Below are 24016 nucleotides of genomic sequence, written 5' to 3'. Positions count from 1 at the left end.
TTGGCATGGAGAAGTTGGTGATGGCCAGTTCCTGTCGATTCGCCTCAACAGCGGTGAACCTGTGGGCCAGTTCACTGTGGGCTTCCACGGCCGTGGGCAATCCGGCTGGATGGTCCACGCCGTGGACGAGTGCGTTGCCAGCCCACTCGCGGACGTACTCGGTGGTCTCCTGTTGTCCGACGGAGCCGAAGTGATCACTCGTCAGGATGAGATTCCCGTCGAAGTCGAGCCTGGGGATGTCGCTCTACGCATGGTGCCCACCGGTGCCGAGTCTTCCGAGGAGGCCCTCGTTCCGCAACCACATCAAGTCGACGGTCCGCAGTGCTCATGCAGACCCTATTGGCGTAGCCGGAGGGACGCCGCGAAAGGGGGCCTGGGAGCCGTACCAGAGGACACGATCATCTTTCGTCTCGTTGATGCCCCCGGCCTCGGTTGTTTCTCCATCACGTCTTCGTCTTGGAACTTTGCGGCTTCTGTCCCGCACGTCCAAGCCGAGCTGGCGCAGGACCGAGGTCGCCCAAGATCTGCCGCCTCAGATTGGTGCGGGAGGAATGTGCGACTCGCAGCGGACAGGTGGTGACCTACAGGCGGCCTGAACTCTGCGTCAACGCGACGTAGCGTGCCACTCTCAAGGGGGAATGATCTTGCCGTTCTTCCCCATGGATTCCTAACCCAGGGACTTATAGGCAATCGCCGGGCAGCGGTCCATGACCATGTCGAGCCCGGCCGCCCGGGTCCGCTCGTACGCAGCCTCGTCGATCACCCCGAGCTGGAACCACACGGCCTTCGCGCCCTTGACGACCGCCTCGTCGGCGACCTGACCGGCGAGGTCGGAGTTCACGAACACGTCGACGACGTCCACCGGGATGGTTCCGGCAGGTGCCATTCCGTTTGGTATGGACGTAGTCAACTGAGCGGGGAGGCCAGGGGCCTTGCGTGAAATTGATCGGTCCCGTCCGTGAAGATGTCCTGTGACATCCCGTCATGCGGTGGGATCGGTCGGTTGGTTACCCGTGGATACCAGTGCAGGCACGGAGCCGGTGATCATGTGAGGGTCGAAGTCGCATGAGTGCTTAGCGAGATCGTGCCTGCACCCGTATCTTCCCCATGCCCCTCCGCGCTGGAGCAACTGGCCCAGGCGGAACGGACCGCACCCTTGCCCGCGGCGGTGGATCTCCTCGTATTCCTCCGGAGTGTCCCGGACCTGCGTGACCCCCGCGGGCTCCGCCATCCGCTGGTGGCCCGGCTGTCCGCGGACCTCCGCCGCCGTCCTGACCGGAGCCTGCTCCCTCGCCGCCATCGACGAGTGGATCACCAACGCGCCGCCAATCGGTCCCTCTCGGGTCCGGCTCCGTTTTCTGTATGGCGCCGGCTTGACCTGGCACGGCGTCACCTCAGGCAAAACCTGGTCATACGTACTGTGCTGGATGAGAGCCGGCTCCCTGTGCAGTGGCAGACAGGGTGGCTCGCCGGCGACTGCGGCGCTCAGTTGGCGAGACAGGGAGTGGGAGGGGGGCGCCGCAGCTATGTCGGCCCCGGTGGACGGGAGTCACGCTGTCCTCGGACAGGGACCCGGCGTACGGCCCGACTCGTCTGCCGCTAGCTGCGGGTTTGCCTTCCAGCCCTCGCCTGAACTGGGGATTCTCTCCTTTGCTCTTTCGAGGGCTGTCTGCTTTGTGCGGATGAAAGTCCCCGGGGAGTCCAGTGGCCCCAGCCCAGCAGGCCGACGTCCACCGACACGGCCATCACTCCGATCCCACTGGCTCGGAGCCAGCCTCGTCCAACCGAGGTGCCCTTGCCGTCGTTCATGGTGCGAGAGGCCCGGTGGCAAACTATCCGCACGGAGTTGAGGCAAGGTCCAGTGCATCTACGCGCCTTGGACCACTCCGTCATTGCTTCTCGCAACCGCCCGGCTCGTCAGCCGAGCCTTGGCAGAAGAGACGCCTCGCTCCCCCAGTGTTGGACCGCTCCGGCGGGGCGCATCGTTGCTGGGTTGATCGCTTGAGGCGTGATCGCCGACGGCTACCGCCCCGAACGCTTCGACGCCATCGGCGCGCGCTGGTCTGCCTCGCCAGGATGGCGGTCACCATGTAGCCCCGCGCGGTCACTGAAACGACGGCGGAATGTTGACTACGGGTGCGTTGTGGTCAGTCTGTCAGTACGGTGAGGACGTCACGCACGGTGGTCGCCACGGCGTCGCGGGCCGGGCCAAGATATTTGCGCGGATCCGTCAGCGCCGGCTCCCTCAGCAGCACGTCGCGGACGGCGTGGGTCAGCGATATGTTGAGCGCTGTCCCAACGTTGATCTTTCTCATGCCCGCCAGGACCGCCGCGCGGAGTTCCACATCGGGAACCCCGGATGATCCGTGCAGCACCAACGGGACCGGAACGGCTTCCCGGAGGCGTGCGATGAGCGCATGGTCCAGGGCCGCCGACCGTTCAGTCATGGCGTGGCTGCTGCCCACCGCGACCGCCAGGGCGTCCACCCCCGTACGCGCCACGTAGTCGGCGGCTTCCGACGGGTCCGTGCGCACTCCGTCGGCGTGCGCGCTCGCGGGGGCATCGGGCTTGCCACCCACGTACCCCAGTTCGGCTTCGATCCAGAGCCCGGCCCCGTGCGCCCACTGTGCCGCCGAGGCTGTGGCGGCGAGGTTGTCGGTGTAGGGCTGCGCTCCCGCGTCGAACATCACCGAGGAGAAGCCGGTGTCGGCCGCCTGGTGCAGCAGGTCGACGTCGGTGACGTGGTCGAGGTGCAGAGAGACGTCGACCGCTGCCGTCCGGGCGACCGACGACGCCGCCAGCGCGAGCGGGGCGAGCCGGCTGCCGTGGTACCGCACGGCGTTCTCGCTGATCTGCAGGATCACCGGCCGGCCGGCGGACTCGGCGCCCGTCACGATGCCCTCGGCGTGTTCCAGGGTGATGACGTTGAAGGCGGTGACGCAACTGTGCTCGGCAGCGGCCCGGGCGACAAGGTCTCCGGTGGGGACCAAGGACATGTGCGTGCTCCTCGTGCGGGGGAAGTGCGACTTGCATTGTTGGAGAGATCCGGCCCGCCCTCTGGACGGGCCGGATCCAAGCTGCCTGAGTGCAGCGGCTTATGAGCTGGCGGCCGATGTCGCCGGCTCTGGAACCTCAGGAATCTCCTCACGCTTCTCGTCGGCGTAGACCATCAGCGTCGATCCGCCGAGGGCGAGCACGATGCCGAACGTCCCCCAGATCGTCGGCAGTGTCTGGTAGATGACCAGCGACAGCACGATGGTGAGGACGGGCGCCAGGGCGTTGGTGATCGGTGCGACGACGCTGGCCTTGCCGCGGCTGAGCGCCATGACGAGGAACAGCGCGCCCACGGCGTTGAGGATCTGGGTGACGGCGGTCAGCGCCGGCGCCTGCCAGGGGGCGTCGGGCAGCCCGCCCATCATCAGGATGGCGACGGGGACGAGCAGCAGTCCGCTGATGGTCATCCAGCCGAACGTGGTCGCGTCGTTGACGCCGGCGAGAGCGGCCTTGCGCATGAAGAACGCCTGCGCTCCCCAGGCCACGCAGATGAGGATGGCCAGCACCATCCAGGACCCGGTGCTGACGTCCCCGCCGGCGCCGGAGGGGATGCTGAGCAGCACGATGGCGATCAGCGCGGCGACCACGCCGATGACGGCGAGCCTCCCTATCCGCTCCCGGAGCAGGGCCACGGCCATCAGGACGGTGATCACCGGGGAGAGGGAGACCACGGGGAAGATCAGGTACGCGGGACCGTCGGACAGCGCCTGGAACAGCAGCAGCTGACCACCCGCGCCGGTGAGTCCGGCCAGGAGCCCGTACCCTGCGGCGACCGGACGGCGGTCGAACTTCTGCCGGCGCAGCGCTACCGCGGCCGGGACGAGCATCGTGAAGGCCCAGATGACGTAGATCATCTCGTCCGGGTAGCCGTATCGTTCGGTCGGCTGGCTGGAGAAGGCTCCCCAGACACCCCAGAACAGGACCAGCAGGCCCGCGTAGAGAATCCAGGAACGGTTGTCACGCGATTTCATCGCTGTCCTCCGTGGTGGTGATGTCGGAGCTGGAGCGCAGGGCGGCCAGCGCGTCGGTGCCGATAGGGGTGCCGGCGAGCTTGGCCGCGTAAAGCGCGGCTCCCACCACCGGTTCGAACAGGGGTTGCCGGAGCTCGTATCCGGCCCCGCCGCTCCGGAGCGCCGCGGTGAACGCGTCGAGCACGGCGGCCGAGCGGAAGACACCGCCGGAGTAGGAGACGAGGACGGTCTCGTCGTGGGTGAAGCCCAGCCGGCGCCGGGCACTGTCCACGAGCAGGGCCAGTTCCCGGCCGGCCTCGGTGAGGATGGCCGCGGCCTCCGTGTCGCCCGACTCCGCCGCCTCGACCACCAGCGGGGTCAGCGAGGCGATCTCGCTGCGGTGTCCCTGCCAGCGGTTGAGCACGACGTCGATCACTTCGAGGTCCGTGGTCAGCCCGAGGTGCCGGCGCAGCCGGCCGGCGAGCGGACCCTCGTACAGCCGGCCGTCGCTCATCCGGGAGAACGCGTTCAGTGCCCGGGCGGCGATCCAGTACGCCGAGCCCTCGTCGCTGAACAGCTCGCTCCAGCCACCGGTGCGGGCACCGCGGCCTTGCCGCTCGCCGTAGGTCATCGAACCGGTGCCGCTGATGACGTTGATGCCGTCCACCGCGCCGAGGGAACCGGCCCAGCCGCAGACCATGTCGTTGTCGGTCGCGTAGCGCCCGTGCCCCAGCACCTGGCCGGGAGCCGCGTCCAGCGCGGCGATGTCGCCGGGGACCTCTCCGTAGCCGGGCAGGCCCAGGAACGCGTGGTCGATGTCCGCGGGCGTGATGCCCGCGTCCTTGGTCACAGCCTCGACCCCGTGCGCGAGGACCCGTACCACGTGGTCGACGCCACCGGTGGCGTTGTCCCCGAAGTAGTAGGCACCCTCCGCGATGGCCCGGGCCCTGATGGTGCCCGTGCTGTCGATCAGGCAGAAGGCTGTCTTCGTGCCTCCGCCGTCCACACCCAGAAACATCGTTGTTCCTTTGCTCGGCTCTGTCTGACGCTGTTACGCGACGTCCGCTCGGCTCTCTCCGACGCTGTCGGGCGGCGCCTGCCGCCCGGCTCTGTCGTCCGGACAGACGCTGTTACGCGACGTCGTCCTGTCGCTGGGGAAGGTCGTGCACGGTCACGCCCCGCACGACCCGGTTCACCTCGCCCGAGGGGAACGGGTTGTCGGGCCGGATGCCCAGGGCCAGGGAGGAACGCAGCGCGACGAGCTGCGCGGTGACCACGGCGGGCAGGGCGAGGGCGGCGTCGTCGGCGCCGACGAGCCCGGGCAGCACCCAGGTGTCGTCCCCGGGCACCCCGTCGGGGGACGCGGTGACGGCCACGACGCTGCCGGACGGGAGGTTCGCGCGCAGCTCGGCAATGATGTCGAGGTCGTAGCGGCGGGTGTACGGGTCGTTGGAGACGTACACGACGACGGCGGTGCGGTCGTTCAGCACCGACTTGGGGCCGTGGCGGAAGCCGAGGGAGGACTCCGAGGACGCGACGAGCGCGCCGCCGGTCAGCTCCAGCAGCTTGAGGGCGGACTCGTGGGCCAGCCCCTTCAGCGCGCTGCTGCTACCGAGGTAGACCAGCCGCTCGGGGCGGCGGGCCAGCAGGGCGTCGATGGCCCGGTCCAGGCCACCGGCCGTGATGTGCTCGGCCGCCGCGGCCGGTGCCTCGATGTCCTCGGTGCCGAGCGCGCCGAAGGCGAGCAGGCACGCGAGCAGCATGCCGGTGAAGCTCGACGTCATGGCGAAGCCCCGGTCGTTCGACACGGGCGGCATGAACAGGACGTGCGACTCGGCGCGCGGGCCGTGCTCGAGGGCCAGGTGTCCGGCGGCGTTGCAGGTGATGACGAGGTGGTTCACATGGGTCAGGACCTGCTCGGCGAGGCGGGTCGCCGCGACGCTCTCCGGGCTGTCCCCGGACCGGGCGAAGGACACGAGCAGCGTCGGGACGTCGTCAGGGAAGGACGCGTGGGGGTCCGCCACGATGTCGGTGGTGGACACCGCGTCCACGCGCCGGCCGGTGGCCCGCGCCACGGCCGCCCGCGCGACCTCACCGGCGAAGGCCGAGGTACCGGCTCCGGTCAGGACGATCCGCAGGTCCTTCTCGGCGAACAGCGGTGCGAGGAAGGCGTCCAGGGAGTCCCGTCCACCGGCGACGATGCCGGCGACCTCGCGCCACACCGCGGGCTGCTGGGCGATCTCCGCGACCGTGTGGTCGGCCCCGGCATCCTGGGGCATCGAGTGGGAGATGGGGGTGGTCACACGTACTCCTTGTCTTGGACACTGCAGGCGCGGTCGTAGTCGCGCAGGACGTCCCGGACCCGGTCGACGACCAGGTCCCGAGGTGTCGCGGTGAGGGCGCCGACCCGGACCCGCCGGTACTGGTCGGGCAGGTGGGCGCTCAGCAGGGGAAGCGGGATGCCGAGGGCCGAGAGGTTGGCGAACAGGCGGTCCTGCGCGGCGGAGATCTCGGGGTCGGGCCAGTAGTAGCGCATGCGGTCGCTGTAGCTGTAGCGCCTGGCCAGCCGCTGCGCGGCGGCGTCGCCCTCGTAGTAGCCCGACCACCAGGAAGGCTCTTCGCGCATCCGGCGGTCGACCACCTCGACGATCCCGGAGCGCGCCCCGGGGCCGACGAGTTCGTCCTCGACGGCGGCCAGTGCGAACAGGGCCTCGCGCAGTGCGAACGTCAGCCCGGGCCCCACCTTGAGCACGGCCCAGTGGTCCTCCACCAGGGCGGCCAGCCCGTCGACGGTCTGATAGTCCGTCGAGTGGGCCTCGAAGACCATGTTCGGCTCGTCGGCCAGGACCTCGCGCAGCTCGGTCGTCCGCTCGCGCCGGTAGTCGAACACCTGAAGGTGGTCGAATTCGACACCCGGCTGCACGACCAGAGCCATCACGCGGGGCCAGGCGTCGGCGACCTGGTGCGCCGCAAAGGCGTTCCGGTTGTGTTCCACGGTCAGACGTGCAGCCTCGGGGCCGGTGGCCGTCATGCCCTCCAGCGTCTCGTGCGCGCCTCCGGGCACCGGCACCTCGGTACCGATGACGTAGCGCAGGGCGGCGGCGGAGTCGCCCGCGGCCTCCTCGGCCACCCGCACCAGGCGGGCGGTGCGCTCGGCGACCAGGTCGTCGGTCAGCGGCGCGGGGTCACCGGCGCAGGAGAAGCTGCAGTCGAGGTGGATCTTCGTGAAGCCCGCCCGGACGTACGCCGCGACGAGGGCGTCCGCCTCGGCCATCGCCTGCTCCGGCGTCAGCGAGCGCCACCGGTTCGGTCCCAGGTGGTCTCCGCCGAGGACGACCCGGTCCAGCGGCAGGCCGTGCTCGGTGGCCATGCCGTGCACCAGCTCCCGGAAGTCCTCCGGCTTCATGCCGGTGTATCCGCCGTACTGGTCTACCTGGTTGGAGGTCGCCTCGACGAGGAGGATGCCTCCCGAGGCGAGTGCCTGGCGCACGGCCGCCTCGATGACCAGCGGGTGGGCCGAGCACACGGAGGTGATGCCGTGTGGTTCACCCGCCTTCTGGCGTCGCACCACTTCGTCCAAGGGGTTCCACATGTTCTGCTCCAAGGTTCGCAGAAGGGCGCGGGCCTGGAACGGAACGCGTACCTCCGGAAACGTCTCCGGAAGAGTATTGGTATGCGCCTTGGTCGTCAATGGTCCTTATCTGGTATGGAACTGGTCTTACTTTGACTGGTATATAACTGGTATGCCTTCCTTGGACAACGGCCTCCCGCAGGGCCTTCTGGACGCGGACTCCCTGCCCCTGTACTCCCGGATCGCCGGACGTCTTCTGGACGACATCTCCGCTGACGGTGCCCGGCCCGGTGACCGCCTGCCGTCCGAGCGATCGCTGGCCGCCCGGTACGGTGTCTCGCGCGTCACACTGCGCAGCGCGCTGAACGAACTGGCGGAGCGTGACGTCATCGAGTCGTCGCCGGCCCGTGGATGGTTCCTCGCCGACGGCTACGAGCGCGCGGCCCCGGCCTCCCGGCCGTCGTCCACCCAGGGGGCCGGCCAGTCGGTGCAGGGCTTCGCCGACTACGCCGACCAGTACGGATTCAAACTCCGCGACGAGGTGCTGGAGTCCACGGTCCGCGCGGCCACGGTCCGGGAGTCCGAAATGCTGCGCGTCGGCCCAGGGGCCGCGCTCTTCGAGATGCGCCGGCTGCGTTTCCTGGACGACATCGTCGTCGTCCTGGAGCACAACCGGCTGCCCCTCGCGCTGTGTCCGCGACTGGCCGAGACCGACTTCACCAGGAACACGCTCTTCGCCACGCTCCGCCGCGCCGACCCGCCCCAACTACCCAAGGTGGCCGACTACTCCGTGGAGGCCCGGCATCCGGCCGAGGACGAGCGAAGGCTGTTGGAGATCACCGATGCAACCCCGGTCCTGGTCGCCACCCAGCTCGCCTTCAACCAGAACGCCCAGCCCCTGGAACTCACCGCGGCGGTGTACCGCGGCGACCGGTACCACTTCCGGGCCTCGATCACCGGGTGAACTCGCTGCGTCCCCTATGCCGCGGATCACTGCCGACCGCAACAACACCCCACGCCAGACCGCCAATTTCCCTCGGCGACTGACTGACCGAACGGCAGGCCGATCCACAGACGATGTCCTCACGAAGCAACGGTGGTGGGGCTGGCGGGCTGCCCGAGCACCCGGCACGTCATCGCCATCGGCACCCACACAGGGGGCATCGGCGGCGGCCAGCTCGCGCACGAGCGGGTATGTCTGTAACGGGGCCGGCTGAACTGTGGTCGGCTGAGAGGCTGGATCTCGGTCGGCGCGTGCGACTCCGGGTATATCGGACCCGTTGCCCCTGGGCGGCGTGTTGAAAATGACATGTCCGCGCGCTAGGTCGAGGTTCGGCCCTCACACACAGATGCCTTGATCAGAAGCCTGCCCGCCCGCCGGCGACGGTGGCCGTGACTCATTACAGATGTGTCTTCGAGCGACTCCACGGGCTCGAGCCAAACGGTTCCGTTCCTTCGAGTCAGGAGTCTTATGGCCATCGCCGCCGAGCTGTTCGAGCATGTCGTCCAAGGCGTGAAGACCTTCATCACAACGTACCCCTGAACAGCCAGGGAACGGACGCCGCGGGCCGTCTTGGCAGACGGACGCGCGGTGTTCTCCACTACTTGTGTCAGCGCGATCGGTGAGCCCAGGGCTGGGGCCGCTTCAGGCCGATGCCGCGTCTGCTTGACCACAGCTGAGCCGCAGGAGTAGCCGAGCGGGTAGGCAGGTCCAACGATCAGTCGCACCAAGAGGCGGTGGCAGTTCGTGAGGAGGGGTTCTATCCGTTCTCTCTCAACGCGGCTGAGTCGGCCGCGCGGTTCTCCGCGGAATTCCGAGTCAGTGAGCAATCATGCTGGACGGTCCGTGTTCGGGAGAGAAGCATCGCTGTGGCAGTCGTGGGAGTGCTGGGCGGTCGCTTGGAGGCTGGCGGGCCGAGGCGGTGACGGAGTCGGACGATGTCGGTGTCGTTTGGGAACGTGGCGATGTCGTGCTGGGCATGGTGCTCACCGGGCCTGAAGGCGGGCCGGACGATGGAACCGCCCTTCCCCAGCCTCATCTGGCCGACGGTCCGCAGCGTTCGTGTCTCCGTTCCTGGCGTGAGCGCAGAGGGGCCGCCAGAGGGGGTTTCGGGCCCGTGCCGGAGTGCACGATCACCTTTCGCCTTCTTGACGCACCCGGCTACTTCGCGATGACGTCTTCGCCGTGGGACTTCGCTGCTTTGATCTCGCACGTCCGAGCGGAGCTGGCATCGGAGGGGCGACGCTCGAAGGTCTGGCGGCTCAGGTTGGTGGGCGAGGAGCGCACGACTCGCGGTGGGCAGGTGGTGACCTACCGGAGACCAGAAGTCCTCGTCAACGCGAAGTAGATCCTTTCGCCGACATGGGGGACAGAGCTGCCGCTCGTCCCCCATGTGCCGCTAACTCAGCGCCCTATATTCGATCGCCGGGCAATGGTCCATGACCATGTCGCGGCCGGCGGCGCGGGTGCGTTCGTAGGCGGCGTCGTCGATCACGCCGAGCTGGAACCAGACCGCCTTGGCGCCGATGGCGACGGCCTCGTCGGCGACCTTGCCCGCCAGGTCGCTCCGTACGAATACGTCCACCACGTCCACCTCGAAGGGGATGTCGGCGAGGGACGCGTAGCCCTTCTGGCCGTGAACCGTCTCCGCCTTGGGGTGCACCGGCACGATCCGCTTCCCGAAGCGCTGCAGCACCTCGGCCACCCGGTAGGCCGCACGCCCCGGGTTCGAGGACAGGCCGACGACGGCCCAGGTGTCACCGGTCTCGGTCAGGATCCTGCGGATGGTCGCTTCGTCGCCGTACATGGCCGCACTCCTCGGGCGTCGGGGCATTGTCCCTCCCGCCAACAGCCGCTTTCGGACCCTGATTCCCGGGCGGGGGCTCGAGACGGACGGTACGCACCAGCCGTACGCACCGCCCGAATGTCCCGCCACGGTGACCGGATCTGGCGCCGAGTGCCTGCGTACGGGCCTTCGCGCGCCTACGCTCGCGCTGTGCTGCGTATTGTCGACGCCCGAACCGGTGACCCCGTCCAGGCCGCCCCCGCCCGCCGGGGCCTGACCCGCGTGGAGGCGCACGCGCCGTCCTTCACGCCCACCTCCCTGCGCGTGCTCCTCACCACCGACCTCCTCGTCCGCGCCCTGGAACTCGGCGGCACCCCCGTCTGGTCGATGCTCGCCGCCGGCCGCCAGCACGCCGAACTGCGCGCCGCCGCCACGACCCTCGGCATCCGCCCCTTCGAGGACGGCCACGACCTCGCCGCCGGGCTGGGCGAGGCGCAGATCGTGCACGTGGTGGGGGAGGGCGGGCCGGTGCCCGAGACCGGGGTCGTGCTCCGGGTCGCCGAGGTGTCCGACGAGGTCGGCGTGTGCGGGAACGGCGGCCTCGACGGGCGGTTCACCGATCCCGCCGCGCTGCGCCTGACCCTCCTGTGCACCGATCGTGACGCGCCGGTGCGCCTGGACGCAGGCGCCCTCGAGGAGGCCGGCCGGATGCTCGCGCGCTGGCGGCGCGCCGTCGCCGGGTGGGCGCGGCAGCCGTCGCGGGCGATTCCCGACGACGTGCGCGGGCGGCTGCGCGCCGCCTGGGAGGACAATCTGGATGTGCCCGAGGTACTGCGCGTCCTGGAGTGGGTGGAGACCGCCGGCGATCTGCCCGACGGCGCCCGCTTCGAGACGTACGCCTACGCCGACCGACTGCTCGGCCTCGAGCTGGCCCGCGATCTGGGGAGCCTCTCGTGATCGCCCGCGCGGGTGCAGGCCCGCTGCGCCGCCTCGTCGTCTTGCGGCACGCCAAGTCCGCCTGGCCCGAGGGCGTCGCCGACCACCAGCGCCCGCTCGCCCCGCGCGGCCGCCGCGACGCCCCCGCTGCGGGCCGCGCCCTCGCCGAGGCCGACTGCCTGCCCGACCTCGCCCTGTGCTCCACCGCCGTCCGCGCCCGCCAGACCTGGGACCTGGCCTCGGCCCAGTGGGGCACACCACCGCCGGTACGGCACGACCGGCGGCTGTACGCGGCCGGTGCGGACGAACTGCTCGACGTCGTGCGCGAGGTGCCGTCCGAGGTCGAGACCCTGCTTCTGATCGGGCACAACCCCGGCCTCGAGGAACTGGTCCTGGAACTCGCCGGGGACGCCCTGGACGACGCGCTGGACGAGGTGCGCAGGAAGTTCCCCACGTCGGCCATCGCCGTCCTCGCCTGGCGCGGCACCGGCTGGCCCGCCCTCGCCCCGGGCGCCGCGCTGCTCACCTCGGTCACCGTGCCGCGCGGCAAGAAGAAGGGGTAGCCGCGTCCCCGGCAGCTTCCCGTCGGCGCCTTTGGAGGCCCCGAGCCACTCGGCCCGCTACCTGCGCATAGGCTGGCGGGATGCAGGACGAGTACCGCACCGTCGCCCACGCGGGCGTGCACGAGACCGAGGTCAACCGCTCCCGTTTCCTCTGCGCGATCTCCCCGGCGGCCACCGAGCGGGAGGCCCAGGACTTCGTCGCCGCGGTGCGCAAGGAGCACGCCGACGCCACGCACAACTGCTGGGCGTACGTCATCGGCGCCGACGCCTCGACCCAGAAGGCAAGCGACGACGGCGAACCGGGCGGCACCGCGGGCGTCCCGATGCTCCAGATGCTGCTGCGTCGCGACATGCGCTACGTCGTCGCCGTCGTCACCCGCTACTTCGGCGGGGTCAAACTCGGCGCGGGCGGTCTCATCAGGGCGTACGGCGGAGCCGTCGGCGAGGCCCTGGACCAGCTCGGCACCATCACCCGGCGCCGCTTCCGGCTGGCCACGGTGACCGTCGACCACCAGCGCGCGGGCAAGGTGCAGAACGATCTGCGCGCGACGGGCCGCGAGGTCAGGGACGTCCGGTACGGCGAGGCGGTCACCATCGAGATCGGCCTGCCGGACGCCGACGTGGACACCTTCCGCGCCTGGCTCGCCGACGCCACCGCAGGGACGGCCGGATTCGAACTGGGCGGGGAGGCCTACGGAGATGCCTGACAATCGGTGCAATGAGGGCGTAACGGGTGTCTGTCGCATGGGTCATGACGGGTCATGGCAGGCTGATACGGGAGTAACCGCCCGTGATGTCAGACCCGGCCGTTAGTCTCGGGGATCATGAGACTCCTGCACACTTCCGACTGGCATCTCGGCCGGGCGTTCCACCGGGTGAACATGCTCGGAGCCCAGGCCGAGTTCATCGGTCACCTCGTCACGACCGCGCACGAGCGCGAGGTGGACGCGGTGGTCGTGTCGGGAGACGTGTACGACAGGGCGGTGCCCCCGTTGGCCGCCGTCGAGCTGTTCGACGACGCCCTGCACCGGCTCGCGGAGCTGGGCGTGCCCACGGTGATGATCTCCGGCAATCACGACTCGGCCCGCCGGCTCGGCGTGGGTGCCGGCCTCATCGGACGCGCCGGCATCCATCTGCGTACCGAACCCGCCGCCTGCGGCACCCCGGTCGTGCTGGCCGACGCACACGGGGATGTCGCCTTCTACGGCCTGCCGTACCTCGAACCGGCCCTGGTGAAGGACGAGTTCGGCGTCGAGAAGGCGGGTCACGAGAGTGTGCTGGCGGCCGCCATGGGCCGTGTCCGGGCCGACCTCGCCGGCCGTGCGCCCGGCACCCGTTCCGTCGTCCTCGCCCATGCCTTCGTCACCGGCGGCCGGGCCAGCGACAGCGAGCGGGACATCACCGTCGGCGGGGTGGCCGCCGTCCCGGCCGGCGTCTTCGACGGCGTGGACTATGTGGCGCTGGGGCATCTGCACGGCAGCCAGACCATCACCGCGCGCGTGCGCTACTCCGGCTCCCCGCTGCCGTACTCCTTCTCGGAGGCCGACCACCGCAAGAGCATGTGGCTGGTCGACCTGGCCGCCGACGGCTCCGTCGCCGCCGAGCGGGTGGACTGCCCGGTGCCCCGCCCCCTCGCCCGGATCCGGGGCACCCTCGAGGAGCTGCTCGCCGACCCGGAGCTGGCCCGTCACGAGGAGGCCTGGGTCGAGGCGACCCTGACCGACCCAATCCGCCCCGCCGACCCCATGGCCCGTCTCGCCGAGCGCTTCCCGCACGCACTCAGCCTCGTCTTCGCCCCCGAACGGGCCCCGGGCGACCCCGACGCGTCGTACGCACGGCGGCTCGCCGGCCGCAGCGACCAGCAGATCGCGCAGGACTTCGTGGCACACGTCCGGGGCGTGGGACCCGACGAGCGCGAACTGGCCGTGCTGCGCGAGGCGTTCGACGCCGTGCGCGCCGAAGGCGCCGCGCGGGAGGTGGCCCGGTGAGGCTGCACCGCCTCGACCTCACCGCGTTCGGCCCCTTCGGCGGCTCGCAGAGTGTCGACTTCGACGAGCTGTCCCAGGCCGGGCTGTTCCTGCTGCACGGACCGACGGGCGCCGGCAAGACGTCGGTCCTCGACGCCGTGTGCTACGCGCTGTACGGCGCGGTGCCGGGCGCCCGCCAGAGCGGCCAGGGGACGACCCTGCGCAGCGACCACGCCTTGGCGACGACCCGCACCGAGGTCACTCTCGAACTCACCGTCGCGGGACGCCGGTTGGAGATCACCCGGCAGCCGCCCTGGGAGCGGCCCAAGCTGCGTGGCACGGGCACGACGGTCGACAAGGCCCAGTCCTGGCTGCGCGAGCACGACGCCGTGGCCGGCGCCTGGAAGGACCTCAGCCGCTCGCACCAGGAGATCGGCGAGGAGATCACCCAGCTGCTCGGCATGAGCCGCGAGCAGTTCTGCCAGGTCGTCCTGCTGCCCCAGGGCGACTTCGCGCGCTTCCTGCGGGCCGACGCCGAGGCCCGCGGCAGACTCCTCGGCCGCCTCTTCGACACCCAGCGCTTCGCCGACGCCGAGAAGCGCCTCGCCGAACGCCGGCGCGCGGCCGAGGCGCGCGTCCGTGAAGGGGACGCGGCCCTGCTGGCCGACGCCCACCGCATGCAGCAGGAGGCCGGCGACGCCATGGAGCTGCCGGAGCTGGCCCCGGGTGAGCCGGGCCTGGCCGAGGCCGTCCTGAGCGCCGCTGCCGTCGCCCGCAGCACCGCCCGCGAGCGCCTCACTATTGCCCACTCACGTCTGTCCGCCGCCGAGTCCGCCCACGCCGCTGCCGACCGAGCCCTGGCCGACGTACGCGAACTGGCCCGCCTGCAAAGGCGGTTCGCGGAGGCAAGGGAGCGGGCCGTACGGCTTCAGGAGCGGTCCGGCGTCCATCAGGAGGCGCAGGCGCGGATGGAGCGGGCGCGCAAGGCGGAGGCGGTGGCGCCCGCGCTGGAGCTGCGCGAGGCCACCGAGGCCGAGCACCGCGTGGCGACCGAGGCGAAGGCGCGCGCGCGTGGGCTGCTGCCGGACAGCTTCGCGGGCGCCGGTCCGGCCGGGCTCGCGACCGCCGCACGGCGGGCCGCAGAGGAGTTGGGCGGCCTGGAGTCCGGCCGCCGCGCGGAACAGCGTCTCGTGGAGCTGGGCGAGGAGCGGGCCGGTCTCGACCGGCAGGAGCGCGCCGACGAGGAGGCCCTGCGAGAGGCCGAGGGCTGGCTCGCGGACTGGGACGCCACGCGCGCGGACCTGCAGTCCCTCATCGAGTCGGCCCAGGAGGCCGCTGCCCGGGCCGAACAGCTCGCCGTACAGCGCGAACCCGCGCGCCGTCGGCTCGACGCGGCCCGGATGCGGGACCAGTTGGCCTCCGACACCGAAGAAGCCCATCAGAGGGTGCTCGATTCCGGGAAGCGCGCTCTGGCCGCCCGCGCCCACTGGCTCGACCTCAAGGAACAGCGCCTGAACGGCATCGCCGCCGAACTCGCCGCGCACCTCACCGACGGAGAACCCTGTGCGGTCTGCGGCGCCACCGAACACCCCGCGCCCGCCCGCAAGATCGCCGGGCATGTCGACCGGGAGGCCGAGGAACACGCCCTCGCCGACTGCCGTCGCGCCGAGGAACAGCACGCCGAGGCCGAGCGGCGCCTCGGCGTCGTACGGGAGGCCCTGGCCGCCGCCACCGCCGAGGCGGGCGACACACCGACGGGCCGACTCGCCTCCGAGGCCGCCGAGTTGGAGCAGCAGTACACGCGGTCCCGCCGCGACGCCTCCGCCCTGCACGCCGCCCACGAGGAGCTGCGCCGGGCAGAGCAGGAGCGCGAACGGCGACTCGCCGACCGCCAGCAGGCAGCGGTCCGGTCCGCCGCGCGGCTGACCCGGCGTGAGACTCTCGACCACGAACGGGCCATCTTGGAGCGGGAGTTGGCGCAGGCCCGGGGCGGCGCCGCCAGCGTGACCGCACGGGCCGCACAGCTCGAGCGGCAGGTCGCCCTGCTCACCGACGCCGCGGATACCGCGCGCGCCGCCGAGGACGCCGCCCAGCGGCTCAAGGACGCCGACGCCCGGCTCTCCGACGCCGCCTACCGCGCCGGGTTCGACACCCCCCAGGAGGCGGCCGCCGCCCTCCTCGACTCCGCCGCCCACCGCGAACTCCAACGGCGCCTGGACGACTGGCAGTCGGAGGAGGCCGCCGTCCGCGCGATCCTCGCCGAGCGCGACACCGCGGCCGCCGCCCAGCAGCCGCCCGCCGACCTCGAAGCGGCCGAACGCACCGCGACGGCGGCTGCCCAATGCCTGCGCGACACCGCCTCCGCACGCGACTGGGCCGCCCGCTGCTGCGCCGAACTCGACCGGCTCTCGGCCCGCGCGGCCCAGGGCATGCGCCAACTGGCGCCGCTCCGCGAGGAGCACGACCGCGTGGCCCGCCTGGCCGCCCTCACCGCGGGCACGTCGGCGGACAACGAACGCAAGATGCGCCTGGAGTCGTACGTCCTCGCGGCCCGCCTGGAACAGGTCGCCGCAGCCGCGACCGTACGCCTGCGGCGCATGTCCGCCGGGCGTTACACCCTCGTCCACTCCGACGACCGCACCGGACGGGGCCGCAGCGGACTCGGACTGCATGTCGTCGACGCCTGGACCGGCCGGGAACGGGACACGTCGACGCTGTCGGGCGGCGAGACGTTCTTCGCCTCCCTCGCGCTCGCCCTCGGCCTCGCGGACGTCGTCACCGACGAGGCCGGCGGGGTCCGGCTCGACACGCTGTTCATCGACGAGGGCTTCGGCAGCCTCGACGACCAGACCCTCGACGAGGTCCTCGACGTCCTCGACTCGCTGCGCGAACGGGACCGCAGCGTCGGCATCGTCAGCCACGTCGCCGACCTGCGCCGCCGGATACACGCCCAACTGGAGGTCGTGAAGGGCAGGTCGGGCTCGACCCTGCGGCAGCGGGGTGTGACCGGCATCTGAGCGGCCTCGGCGGAGTCCTGTGCGGTGCCGTGCCCCGAGGGGGCGCGGGGCTGTGTCCGACATGCGGCTTCGCCGCGTGGGCGCGACCAGCCCCCGCCGGAGCGCTCAGCGGCCCAGCGGGCGCCGGGGCAGTGGCGAGGAGTACACGACGCTCGTCGTCACCGACCCCAGCGCGCCGATCCGGCCCGAGATCTCCTCCAGATGCGGCATCGACCGCGCGGCGACCTTGATGATGAAGCAGTCGTCGCCCGTCACATGGTGCGCCTCGAGGATCTCGGGCGTCGCGGCCACCAGGTCGTGAAACGGCTTGTAGTTGCCGTTCGGGTAGCGCAGCCGCACGAAGGCCAGGATCGGCAGCCCGAGCCGCTCCGGGTCCACCACCGCCGCGTATCCCTGGATGACGCCCGCCTCCTCCAGGCGGCGCACCCGCTCGGTGACCGCGCTCGCCGACATCGAGACGGCCCGCGCCAGCTCGGCGAAACTGGCGCGCCCCTCGCGCTGGAGGACGTCGAGAATGAGCCAATCGGTGGCGTCCGGGGAAAACGTGGTCATGAGCGACGGATAGCAGGGAATCCACGGCCGGACAAGGGCCGGCCCGTGGAACGTCCCTTCAGAACGGCGATCAACGACCGTAGTTTTCTAGTCATGAACAACACCACGACCGCCCCCGCCAACCCCGTCCTGCGTGTCGCCCCGGCCGCCCCGGCCGAGGCCGCCGCCCACTTCCGCGCGAGCCTGCGGTTCCACGCCGACGTCTCGGACGTGGCCGCCGCGCTCGCGGCCGGCGGGGATCCCGGCTTCGTCGTCCTCGACTCCCGTTCCACCGAGTCCTGGGACCAGGGCCACGTCCCCGGCGCGGTCCACCTGCCGACCGCGCTCATCCCCGAGCAGGCCGAGCGGCTCCTCGACAAGAACGTGCCCGTCGTGACGTACTGCTGGGGCCCCGGCTGCAACGGCGCCACCCGCGCCGCCCTCGCCCTGGCCGAACTCGGCTACCAGGTCAAGGAGATGCTCGGCGGCTTTGAGTACTGGGCGCGCGAGGGCTTCGTGTACGAGACCTGGCAGGGCCCGGAGAGCAGGCCGGCCGACCCGCTGACGGCGCCGGTGGCCGGGGACTGCGGCTGCTGATCCGGGCACTCGGGGGCGTACCGGACGGGTCCGGGAACCGTGAGTCCGAGGCGCTCGCCGTGCGTGTAGGTTCTGCCCATGGCGCAATACGCGGATCCAGGCGCGGTGGAGTGGGTGGAGTCGGGCGGCGGCCCGCTGATTGTCGTCCCGGAGGCGGTACTGCCGTTCTGGGCAGGGGCCGACGGCGAGGACATGGACACCGACTACGACCGGGCGTGCGAGGTCGACGGGTACGTCGGACTGCTCCCCGTCGGGGACAGCGCGGCCCTCGTCCTCGGCGACGAACCGGCCTCCACCGCCTTCCTCCCCGACCACGGCACCTTCGTCCGGTGGAGTGCCGCGAACTCCGAGCACGAACTGCTGGCCGAGGTGCCCGCCGCCCTCGACACCGCCGTGTGGGAGAACGAGGTGCGCTGGAACGTGCCCGGCCCGGTCGTCCTGTTCGACTCGGCGTGGCCCGGCGACGAGGCCGACCGCGCCGAGCATCTGCGCGTCCCGCTGGAACCCGGCCGGTACGCGGTGCGCGCCGCCTACGCCAAGCCGGGACCGGAGACCTGGCTCGGCCTCGTCCAGCTGCGACGGCTCACCGACTGAACCGGCCCGTGCCGCCCACGCGACGGCGTGGGCGGCAGCCGCACGTCAGAGCACGGACAGCTCGTCCACCAGATCGTCCAGGCCCAGTGACCCCTGGGACAGGGCCGCCATGTGCCAGGCCTTGAGGTCGAAGGCGTCGCCGTGCCGCTCGCGCGCCTTCTCCCGGCCCAGCAGCCAGGCCCGCTCGCCGAGCTTGTAGCCGATCGCCTGGCCCGGGATGGTCAGGTACCGGGTCAGCTCGCTCTCCACGAAGTCCGCCGGCCGGCTGCTGTGCGCGGCGAAGAACTCCTGCGCCAGGTCCGGCGTCCAGCGCTCACCCGGGTGGAACGGCGAGTCCGCCGGGATCTCCAGTTCCAGATGCATGCCGATGTCGACGATCACACGGGCCGCCCGCATCATCTGCGCGTCGAGGTAACCGAGCCGCTGCTCCGGGTCCGTCAGATAGCCCAGCTCGTCCATCAGCCGCTCGGCGTACAGCGCCCAGCCCTCCGCGTTGGCGCTGACCCCGCCGATGGTGGCCTGGTAGCGCGAGAGGTCCCGCGCGACGTGCGCCCACTGCGCGAGCTGGAGATGGTGACCGGGGACGCCCTCGTGGTACCAGGTCGACACCAGGTCGTACACCGGGAACCGGGTCTGGCCCATCGTCGGCAGCCAGGTGCGGCCGGGGCGGGAGAAATCCTCCGACGGGGCCGTGTAGTAGGGGGCAGCCGCACCGCCGGGTGGGGCGATCATCGCCTCCACCTTCCGCACGCGCTCGGCGAGTTCGAAGTGTGTGCCGTCCAGTTCCTCGATGGCCCGGTCCATCAGGCCCTGCAGCCAGACGCGGACCTCCTCGACGCCCTCGATGTGCGTGCCGTGCTCGTCGAGATGGGCGAGCGCCACCCACGGCGTCCCGGCGCCCGGCAGGATCTTCTCGGCCTCCTGCCGCATCTCGCCGAGGATGCGGTGGAACTCCGACCAGCCGTACGCGTACGCCTCGTCCAGATCCAGGTCGGTGCCGTTGAAGTAGCGGGCCCAGCGCGCGTACCGCTCCCGGCCCACCGGGTTCGGGGCGCCTTCGACGGCCGGGGCGTACACGTCCCGCATCCAGTCCCGCAGCTCGACGACGGCCGCCGTCGCCTCCCGGGCGGCCTCGTCCAGGCCGGCGCGCAGCGCCTCGGGCGCGGCCGAGACGAAGTCCTCGAACCAGCCGCGGCCCTTGCCGTCGGTGTCCGACCACTCGGTGAGCTGTTCGACGAAGGTGGCCGTGGGACGCGGACCGGCGTACAGCTTCCGCTCCAGGCCGAGCGCCAGGGACTCGCGGTAGCCCGCCAGTGCGGCCGGGACCGCGCGCAGCCGCTCGGCGATCGCCGCCCAGTCCTCGTCGGTCCCCGTCGGCGTCACGGTGAACACGTCACGGACCGCGTGCGCGGGCGTGTGCATGTTGCCGACCGCGCGCAGGCCCTCCTCAGCCTCGTGCACGGCGAGTTCGGCGGTCAGCCGCTCGCGCAGCAGCCGGGCGCAGCGGCGCTCCACGTCGCTGTCCGCCCCCGGCCGGCGCTCGGCCTCGTCCAGCCGGGCGAGCGTCGCCCGCGCCAGCCGCGCGGTGGCCTCCTGGCCCGCGGGCGAGAAGTCGGGCAGTCCGCTCGAACTCTCCTTCACACCGAGATACGTGCCGAGGACCGGATCGAGGGCGATGAGCTCGTCGACATAGGCGTCGGCGACCTCGCGGGGCAGCGGGCTCTTTGTCTCAGACATGCGGTCCATCCTCGTACGGGGACCGGCCACACGTCACTTGGGAATCCCTGATTCGCCGGTCCCCGCGGCCGGCGGCAGCAGGGGGCCGCAGTCCCACTGCTGGAAGATCAACCGGGTCTCCACGCGCGCCACTTCGCGCCGCGCCGTGAACTCGTCGAGGACCAGCCGCTGCAGGTCCGCCATGTCGGCCACGGCCACATGCACGAGGTAGTCGTCGGGGCCGGTGAGGTGGAACACCGTCCGTGACTCGGGCAGCGCGCGGATCCGCTCGACGAACGGGCCGACCAACTCCCTGCGGTGCGGCCTGACCTGGACCGACAGCAGTGCCTCGAGGCCGCGGCCGAGCTTGGCCGGGTCGAGGCGCAGTTGGTGACCGAGGATCACGCCGGAGCGGCGCAGCCGGGTCACCCGGTCCAGACAGGTGGACGGCGCGACGCCCACCTGGGCGGCAAGGTCCCGATAGGTGGTCCGGGCGTCGTTCTGCAACAGGCGCAGCAGATGGAGGTCCACCGGATCCAGTACGACAGATTCGGCCATGGGCCGAACGTAGCACGGTGTTCGATCGCGATGACCCGTTCGGTGTTCACCCTTCCGCTCATGGACTCAGCGAGCAAGCGAGCACACGACTCCTTCCCGTCCTCCCCGCACGACGGCCGGACGGCCGGCACCGCGAGGGCCTTCGCCACCGAGGCCGTGCACGCCGGCCGTGACGACCTCGCCCGGCAGGGTCTGCACGCCCCGCCGATCGACCTGTCCACCACCTACCCCTCCTACGACAGCCGGGGCGAGGCCGCGCGCATCGACGCGTTCGCCGCCACCGGCGCCGCGCCGGACGGGCCCCCGGTCTACGGCCGGCTGGGCAACCCGACCGTGGCCAGGTTCGAGACGGCCCTTGCACGGCTGGAGGGCACCGGGGCGGCGGTCGCGTTCGCCAGTGGCATGGCCGCACTGAGCGCGGTCCTGCTGGCCCGGTCCGCCGCCGGGCTGCGCCACGTCGTGGCCGTACGCCCCCTGTACGGCTGCAGCGACCACCTGTTGACCGCAGGCCTGCTCGGCACGGAAGTGACCTGGACCGACCCGGCCGGCATCACGGACGCGCTGCGCCCCGACACCGGGCTGGTGCTGGTCGAGTCCCCGGCCAACCCGACGCTCGCCGAACTCGACCTGCGGGCCGTCGCCCACGCCTGCGGTTCCGTGCCACTGCTCGCCGACAACACGTTCGCGACGCCGGTGCTGCAGCGTCCGGCCGAGCAGGGCGCCCGGCTCGTGCTGCACAGCGCCACCAAGTACCTCGGCGGCCACGGGGACGTGCTGGCGGGCGTCGTGGCCTGTGACGAGGAGTTCGCGCGGCAGCTGCGGCAGATCCGGTTCGCCACCGGCGGTGTGCTGCATCCGCTCGCCGGCTATCTGCTGCTCAGGGGGCTGTCCACACTGCCGGTGCGAGTACGTGCCGCCTCCGCGAACGCCGCCGAACTGGCCCGCCGGCTCGCCGCCGACCCGCGCGTGGCCCGCGTCCGCTATCCGCGCCTCGGCGGCGCGATGGTCGCCTTCGAGGTCCACGGCGACCCGCACGAGGTCATCTCCCGGGTCCGCCTGATCACCCCGGCAGTGAGCCTGGGCAGCGTCGACACCCTGATCCAGCACCCTGCGTCCATCAGCCACCGGATCGTGGATGCGGCGGACAGGCGGGGTGCGGGGGTGAGCGACCGGCTGCTGCGGATGTCGGTGGGGCTGGAGGACGTCGAGGATCTGTGGGGGGACCTGGACGCGGCGCTCGGCGGGGTATCGGGGGTGACGGCGCCGGGCGAGCGTGAGCTGACAGCGGGCGATGGACACGTCGTATCACCGGCGCCCGCGCGCTGAACCGGGGGCCACGCATGACGAACGGCCCGGCGCTGGGCGCGCTGGGCCGTTCACTGTGTCACGCGCCGGGTGCGGCCTGTCCCGTCGCCGGGCGGCGCGCCGGTCGGCCCGGGAGTTCGGGCGGTGTCGCGTGGGTGGTGCTGGGCGCGCCCGGGCGGTGCTGCCGGGCGCGCCTGGCCGGCGACGGGTGGCAGCGGGCATGCGCGGGGGTGGTGCTGCCGCGGACGGGCCGGCGCCGCGCGCCGGCCCGTCACCGGCGAAGGACCGGTGGCGTCGGGCGCGTGGGTGCCGCGCGGGGTGCCGCCGGGCATGGGCAGGAGCGGCTCCGGGGTACGCGGGCGCCGCTCGCGAGGCGGTGCCGGTTCAGTCCAGGCCCGTCGAACCGCCGCACGGTGCCTGCACGCTGCTGTCGTACGGCAGTCGTGTTGTCACCGGGGTGGCGTCCAGGCGGGCCGTGATGACCAGGGTGCCCTCCTCGATCTGGTAGTCGAGCGGGAGGCCGAGGCCGCGCATCGCGGCGACCATGCCGGTGTTGGACGCCCGCGTCACCGCGTACACGCTCTCGCAGCGGGCCTCGACGGCCATCGCCACGAGCCGGCGCAGCAGCTCGGCGCCGATGCCGCGCCGCTGCCACTCGTCCTCGACGATCAGCGCGACCTCGGTCTCGTCGCCGTCCCACAGCAGATGGCCGAGTGCGACGATCCGCCCCGACGCGGTCTGCACGGCCAGCGTCCGCCCGAAGCGCGGGCTGAGCAGGTGGTTCAGATAGCGGTCCGCGTCACCGACCGGCCCGTGGTAGCGCATCCCGAGCGTCCGCGCCGAGCACCGGTCGTGCATCGCCTTGGCCGCCTCCACGTCGCTCGTGTCGGCCCGCCGTACCGCTATGGCGTTGCCCTCGGGCAGCGTCAGCACGTCCTGGCTGCGCGGGATGCGCGGACCGAGCCGCGCGTCCAGCTCCACCAGGGCCCGCGCCCGGGCGAACTCGGTGGGGGTGAACGGCAGGTACGGCCGCTCCACGGTGATCACTCCGCCTCCCGGGGCCCGCAGTCGCAGCACGGTGTCCTCGAGCGCGCCCTCGACCGGGACCGCCTCCGGCCCACGGCCGCCGCCCGCCGGCGCGGCGGGCAGCGATCGGATCGTGCACCGGCCCATCAACTGCCGTAGTGCCAGCGGGAGTTCCGCCGCGTCCAGCGCGGTGCGCGCGGCGAGACCGAGGACGCGGGTCGGGGCGTCCACCAGATCGTGTGCGTCGGCCCGCTCGATCCACGTGCTCGACCCACCGGCCAGTGACACCGCCCGGGTGATCTCCGCCGCCGCGAGGCCGGACGGGGCGCGCAGCAGGAACTCGTCCACCGTGCCCTCGGCCAGCGGGTGCGCCTGCAGGTTCAGGATGTCCACCCGCCGGCCCGCGAGGGCCGTGCACAGTGCGGCCAGCGAGCCCGGCTCGTCCTTCACCGTCGTCCGCATCCGCCACAGCACGCTCGCCGCTTCCACGGACTCGGGCCCCGCCGCCTGCTCGTCGGACGGCCCGGCCTGCCGCAGGACGGTCAGCGGCCGGGCGCCGGTATCGTCGGCCGGCGGCGCGTGGCCGTGGCGCCGTGCCCACCAGATGTGGAATCCCGCCGTCGCGACCAACGCCGCCGCCGAGATCAGCAGCAACGCAGGTCCGTCGGGCCCGTGTCCGATCAGGTTCGCCGCCGCGTCGGCCGCCGCGACGGCCGTGAAGAGCGCGGCGAGCTCGACGACGTCCCGCCGCCAGTGGCGCACGGGACGCCCGTGCCTCGCACGCGTCACATCAGACATGTCTCGAGTCATGCAGCCACTGTGAAGGAAGGGTGTTGCGTGATCAC

The 24016-nt window shown here is 71.7% G+C and carries 19 protein-coding genes and 1 pseudogene; 9 read left to right on the top strand and 11 right to left on the bottom strand.

Going from position 1 to position 24016, the window contains the following annotated elements:
- Positions 1–667: 667 nt before the first annotated feature.
- The 6 genes and pseudogenes from IEZ19_RS37400 to IEZ19_RS37375 all read right to left on the bottom strand — a co-directional run.
- Positions 668–868, bottom strand: a pseudogene (locus tag IEZ19_RS37400) (CoA-binding protein); the annotation flags it as partial.
- 1279 nt (positions 869–2147) lie between these two features.
- The gene (locus IEZ19_RS37395) at positions 2148–2996 is read right to left on the bottom strand and encodes a class II fructose-bisphosphate aldolase (RefSeq protein ID WP_189315847.1); all 849 of its coding nucleotides are present in this window, start codon (positions 2994–2996) and stop codon (positions 2148–2150) included.
- 99 nt (positions 2997–3095) lie between these two features.
- Complete coding sequence (locus IEZ19_RS37390) at positions 3096–4025, bottom strand: DMT family transporter (protein ID WP_189315846.1); 930 nt, start codon at positions 4023–4025, stop codon at positions 3096–3098.
- A complete protein-coding gene (locus tag IEZ19_RS37385) occupies positions 4012–5022 on the bottom strand; it encodes an N-acetylglucosamine kinase (protein ID WP_189315845.1) in 1011 nt (336 codons plus the stop codon). The genes IEZ19_RS37390 and IEZ19_RS37385 overlap by 14 nt, the downstream gene beginning before the upstream one ends.
- Positions 5023–5134: 112 nt before the next feature.
- Entirely contained in the window at positions 5135–6307 is a 1173-nt protein-coding gene (locus tag IEZ19_RS37380; RefSeq protein ID WP_189315844.1) for an SIS domain-containing protein, read from the bottom strand.
- The gene (locus tag IEZ19_RS37375; RefSeq protein ID WP_189315843.1) at positions 6304–7596 is read right to left on the bottom strand and encodes a D-tagatose-bisphosphate aldolase, class II, non-catalytic subunit; all 1293 of its coding nucleotides are present in this window, start codon (positions 7594–7596) and stop codon (positions 6304–6306) included. The genes IEZ19_RS37380 and IEZ19_RS37375 overlap by 4 nt, the downstream gene beginning before the upstream one ends.
- 151 nt (positions 7597–7747) lie before the next feature.
- Here IEZ19_RS37375 and IEZ19_RS37370 point away from each other — a divergent pair, with 151 nt between their 5' ends.
- Positions 7748–8539, top strand: coding sequence for a GntR family transcriptional regulator (locus IEZ19_RS37370; protein ID WP_189315842.1), 792 nt, complete (start codon positions 7748–7750; stop codon positions 8537–8539).
- A gap of 1435 nt (positions 8540–9974) precedes the next feature.
- On the opposite strand, the gene IEZ19_RS37365 is transcribed toward IEZ19_RS37370, so the two are convergent.
- Positions 9975–10382: a CoA-binding protein gene (locus IEZ19_RS37365; RefSeq protein ID WP_189315841.1), complete on the bottom strand. Its 408-nt coding sequence runs from the start codon at positions 10380–10382 to the stop codon at positions 9975–9977.
- Positions 10383–10571: 189 nt separating this feature from the next.
- Between IEZ19_RS37365 and IEZ19_RS37360 the strand changes: the two genes are divergently transcribed.
- The 5 genes from IEZ19_RS37360 to IEZ19_RS37340 all read left to right on the top strand — a co-directional run bounded on the left by IEZ19_RS37360 (position 10572) and on the right by IEZ19_RS37340 (position 16844).
- Positions 10572–11318 carry a hypothetical protein gene (locus tag IEZ19_RS37360; RefSeq protein ID WP_229841283.1) on the top strand — a complete coding sequence of 249 codons (747 nt, stop codon included), beginning with the start codon at positions 10572–10574 and terminating at the stop codon, positions 11316–11318.
- Positions 11315–11860, top strand: a complete 546-nt coding sequence (locus IEZ19_RS37355; RefSeq protein ID WP_189315840.1) for a SixA phosphatase family protein — start codon at positions 11315–11317, stop codon at positions 11858–11860. Before IEZ19_RS37360 ends, IEZ19_RS37355 begins: the two co-directional genes overlap by 4 nt.
- 80 nt (positions 11861–11940) lie before the next feature.
- A complete protein-coding gene (locus IEZ19_RS37350) occupies positions 11941–12567 on the top strand; it encodes a YigZ family protein (RefSeq protein WP_189315839.1) in 627 nt (208 codons plus the stop codon).
- 117 nt (positions 12568–12684) lie between these two features.
- A complete protein-coding gene (locus tag IEZ19_RS37345; RefSeq protein WP_189315838.1) occupies positions 12685–13848 on the top strand; it encodes an exonuclease SbcCD subunit D in 1164 nt (387 codons plus the stop codon).
- Positions 13845–16844 (top strand): AAA family ATPase, encoded by a 3000-nt coding sequence (locus IEZ19_RS37340; RefSeq protein ID WP_189315837.1) that lies wholly within the window; start codon positions 13845–13847, stop codon positions 16842–16844. Before IEZ19_RS37345 ends, IEZ19_RS37340 begins: the two co-directional genes overlap by 4 nt.
- Before the next feature lie 105 nt (positions 16845–16949).
- Here the strand turns inward: IEZ19_RS37340 and IEZ19_RS37335 are convergent, their stop codons facing one another.
- On the bottom strand, positions 16950–17396 hold the full coding sequence (locus IEZ19_RS37335; RefSeq protein ID WP_189315836.1) for an Lrp/AsnC family transcriptional regulator: 447 nt from the start codon (positions 17394–17396) through the stop codon (positions 16950–16952).
- A 93-nt stretch (positions 17397–17489) separates the two neighbouring features.
- Between IEZ19_RS37335 and IEZ19_RS37330 the strand changes: the two genes are divergently transcribed.
- The gene (locus IEZ19_RS37330; protein ID WP_189315835.1) at positions 17490–17972 is read left to right on the top strand and encodes a rhodanese-like domain-containing protein; all 483 of its coding nucleotides are present in this window, start codon (positions 17490–17492) and stop codon (positions 17970–17972) included.
- Positions 17973–18050: 78 nt separating this feature from the next.
- Positions 18051–18566: an immunity 21 family protein gene (locus IEZ19_RS37325; RefSeq protein WP_189315834.1), complete on the top strand. Its 516-nt coding sequence runs from the start codon at positions 18051–18053 to the stop codon at positions 18564–18566.
- 45 nt (positions 18567–18611) lie between these two features.
- Here the strand turns inward: IEZ19_RS37325 and IEZ19_RS37320 are convergent, their stop codons facing one another.
- Complete coding sequence (locus IEZ19_RS37320; RefSeq protein WP_189315833.1) at positions 18612–20303, bottom strand: DUF885 domain-containing protein; 1692 nt, start codon at positions 20301–20303, stop codon at positions 18612–18614.
- A 33-nt stretch (positions 20304–20336) separates the two neighbouring features.
- Complete coding sequence (locus IEZ19_RS37315; RefSeq protein WP_189315832.1) at positions 20337–20840, bottom strand: Lrp/AsnC family transcriptional regulator; 504 nt, start codon at positions 20838–20840, stop codon at positions 20337–20339.
- Positions 20841–20900: 60 nt separating this feature from the next.
- Between IEZ19_RS37315 and IEZ19_RS37310 the strand changes: the two genes are divergently transcribed.
- Positions 20901–22166 (top strand): trans-sulfuration enzyme family protein, encoded by a 1266-nt coding sequence (locus IEZ19_RS37310; protein ID WP_189315831.1) that lies wholly within the window; start codon positions 20901–20903, stop codon positions 22164–22166.
- Between the two features lie 363 nt (positions 22167–22529).
- Here IEZ19_RS37310 and IEZ19_RS37305 read toward each other — a convergent pair whose 3' ends face one another.
- Positions 22530–23969 (bottom strand): GNAT family N-acetyltransferase, encoded by a 1440-nt coding sequence (locus tag IEZ19_RS37305; RefSeq protein ID WP_229841281.1) that lies wholly within the window; start codon positions 23967–23969, stop codon positions 22530–22532.
- Between the last annotated feature and the right edge of the window lie 47 nt (positions 23970–24016).

It is taken from the genome of Streptomyces brasiliensis (genome assembly GCF_014647875.1).
GTDB classification, from domain to species: Bacteria; Actinomycetota; Actinomycetes; order Streptomycetales; family Streptomycetaceae; genus Streptomyces; species Streptomyces brasiliensis.
Note: the sequence above shows the minus strand (reverse complement) of the source record. Positions and strands in the feature narration are given on the sequence as shown.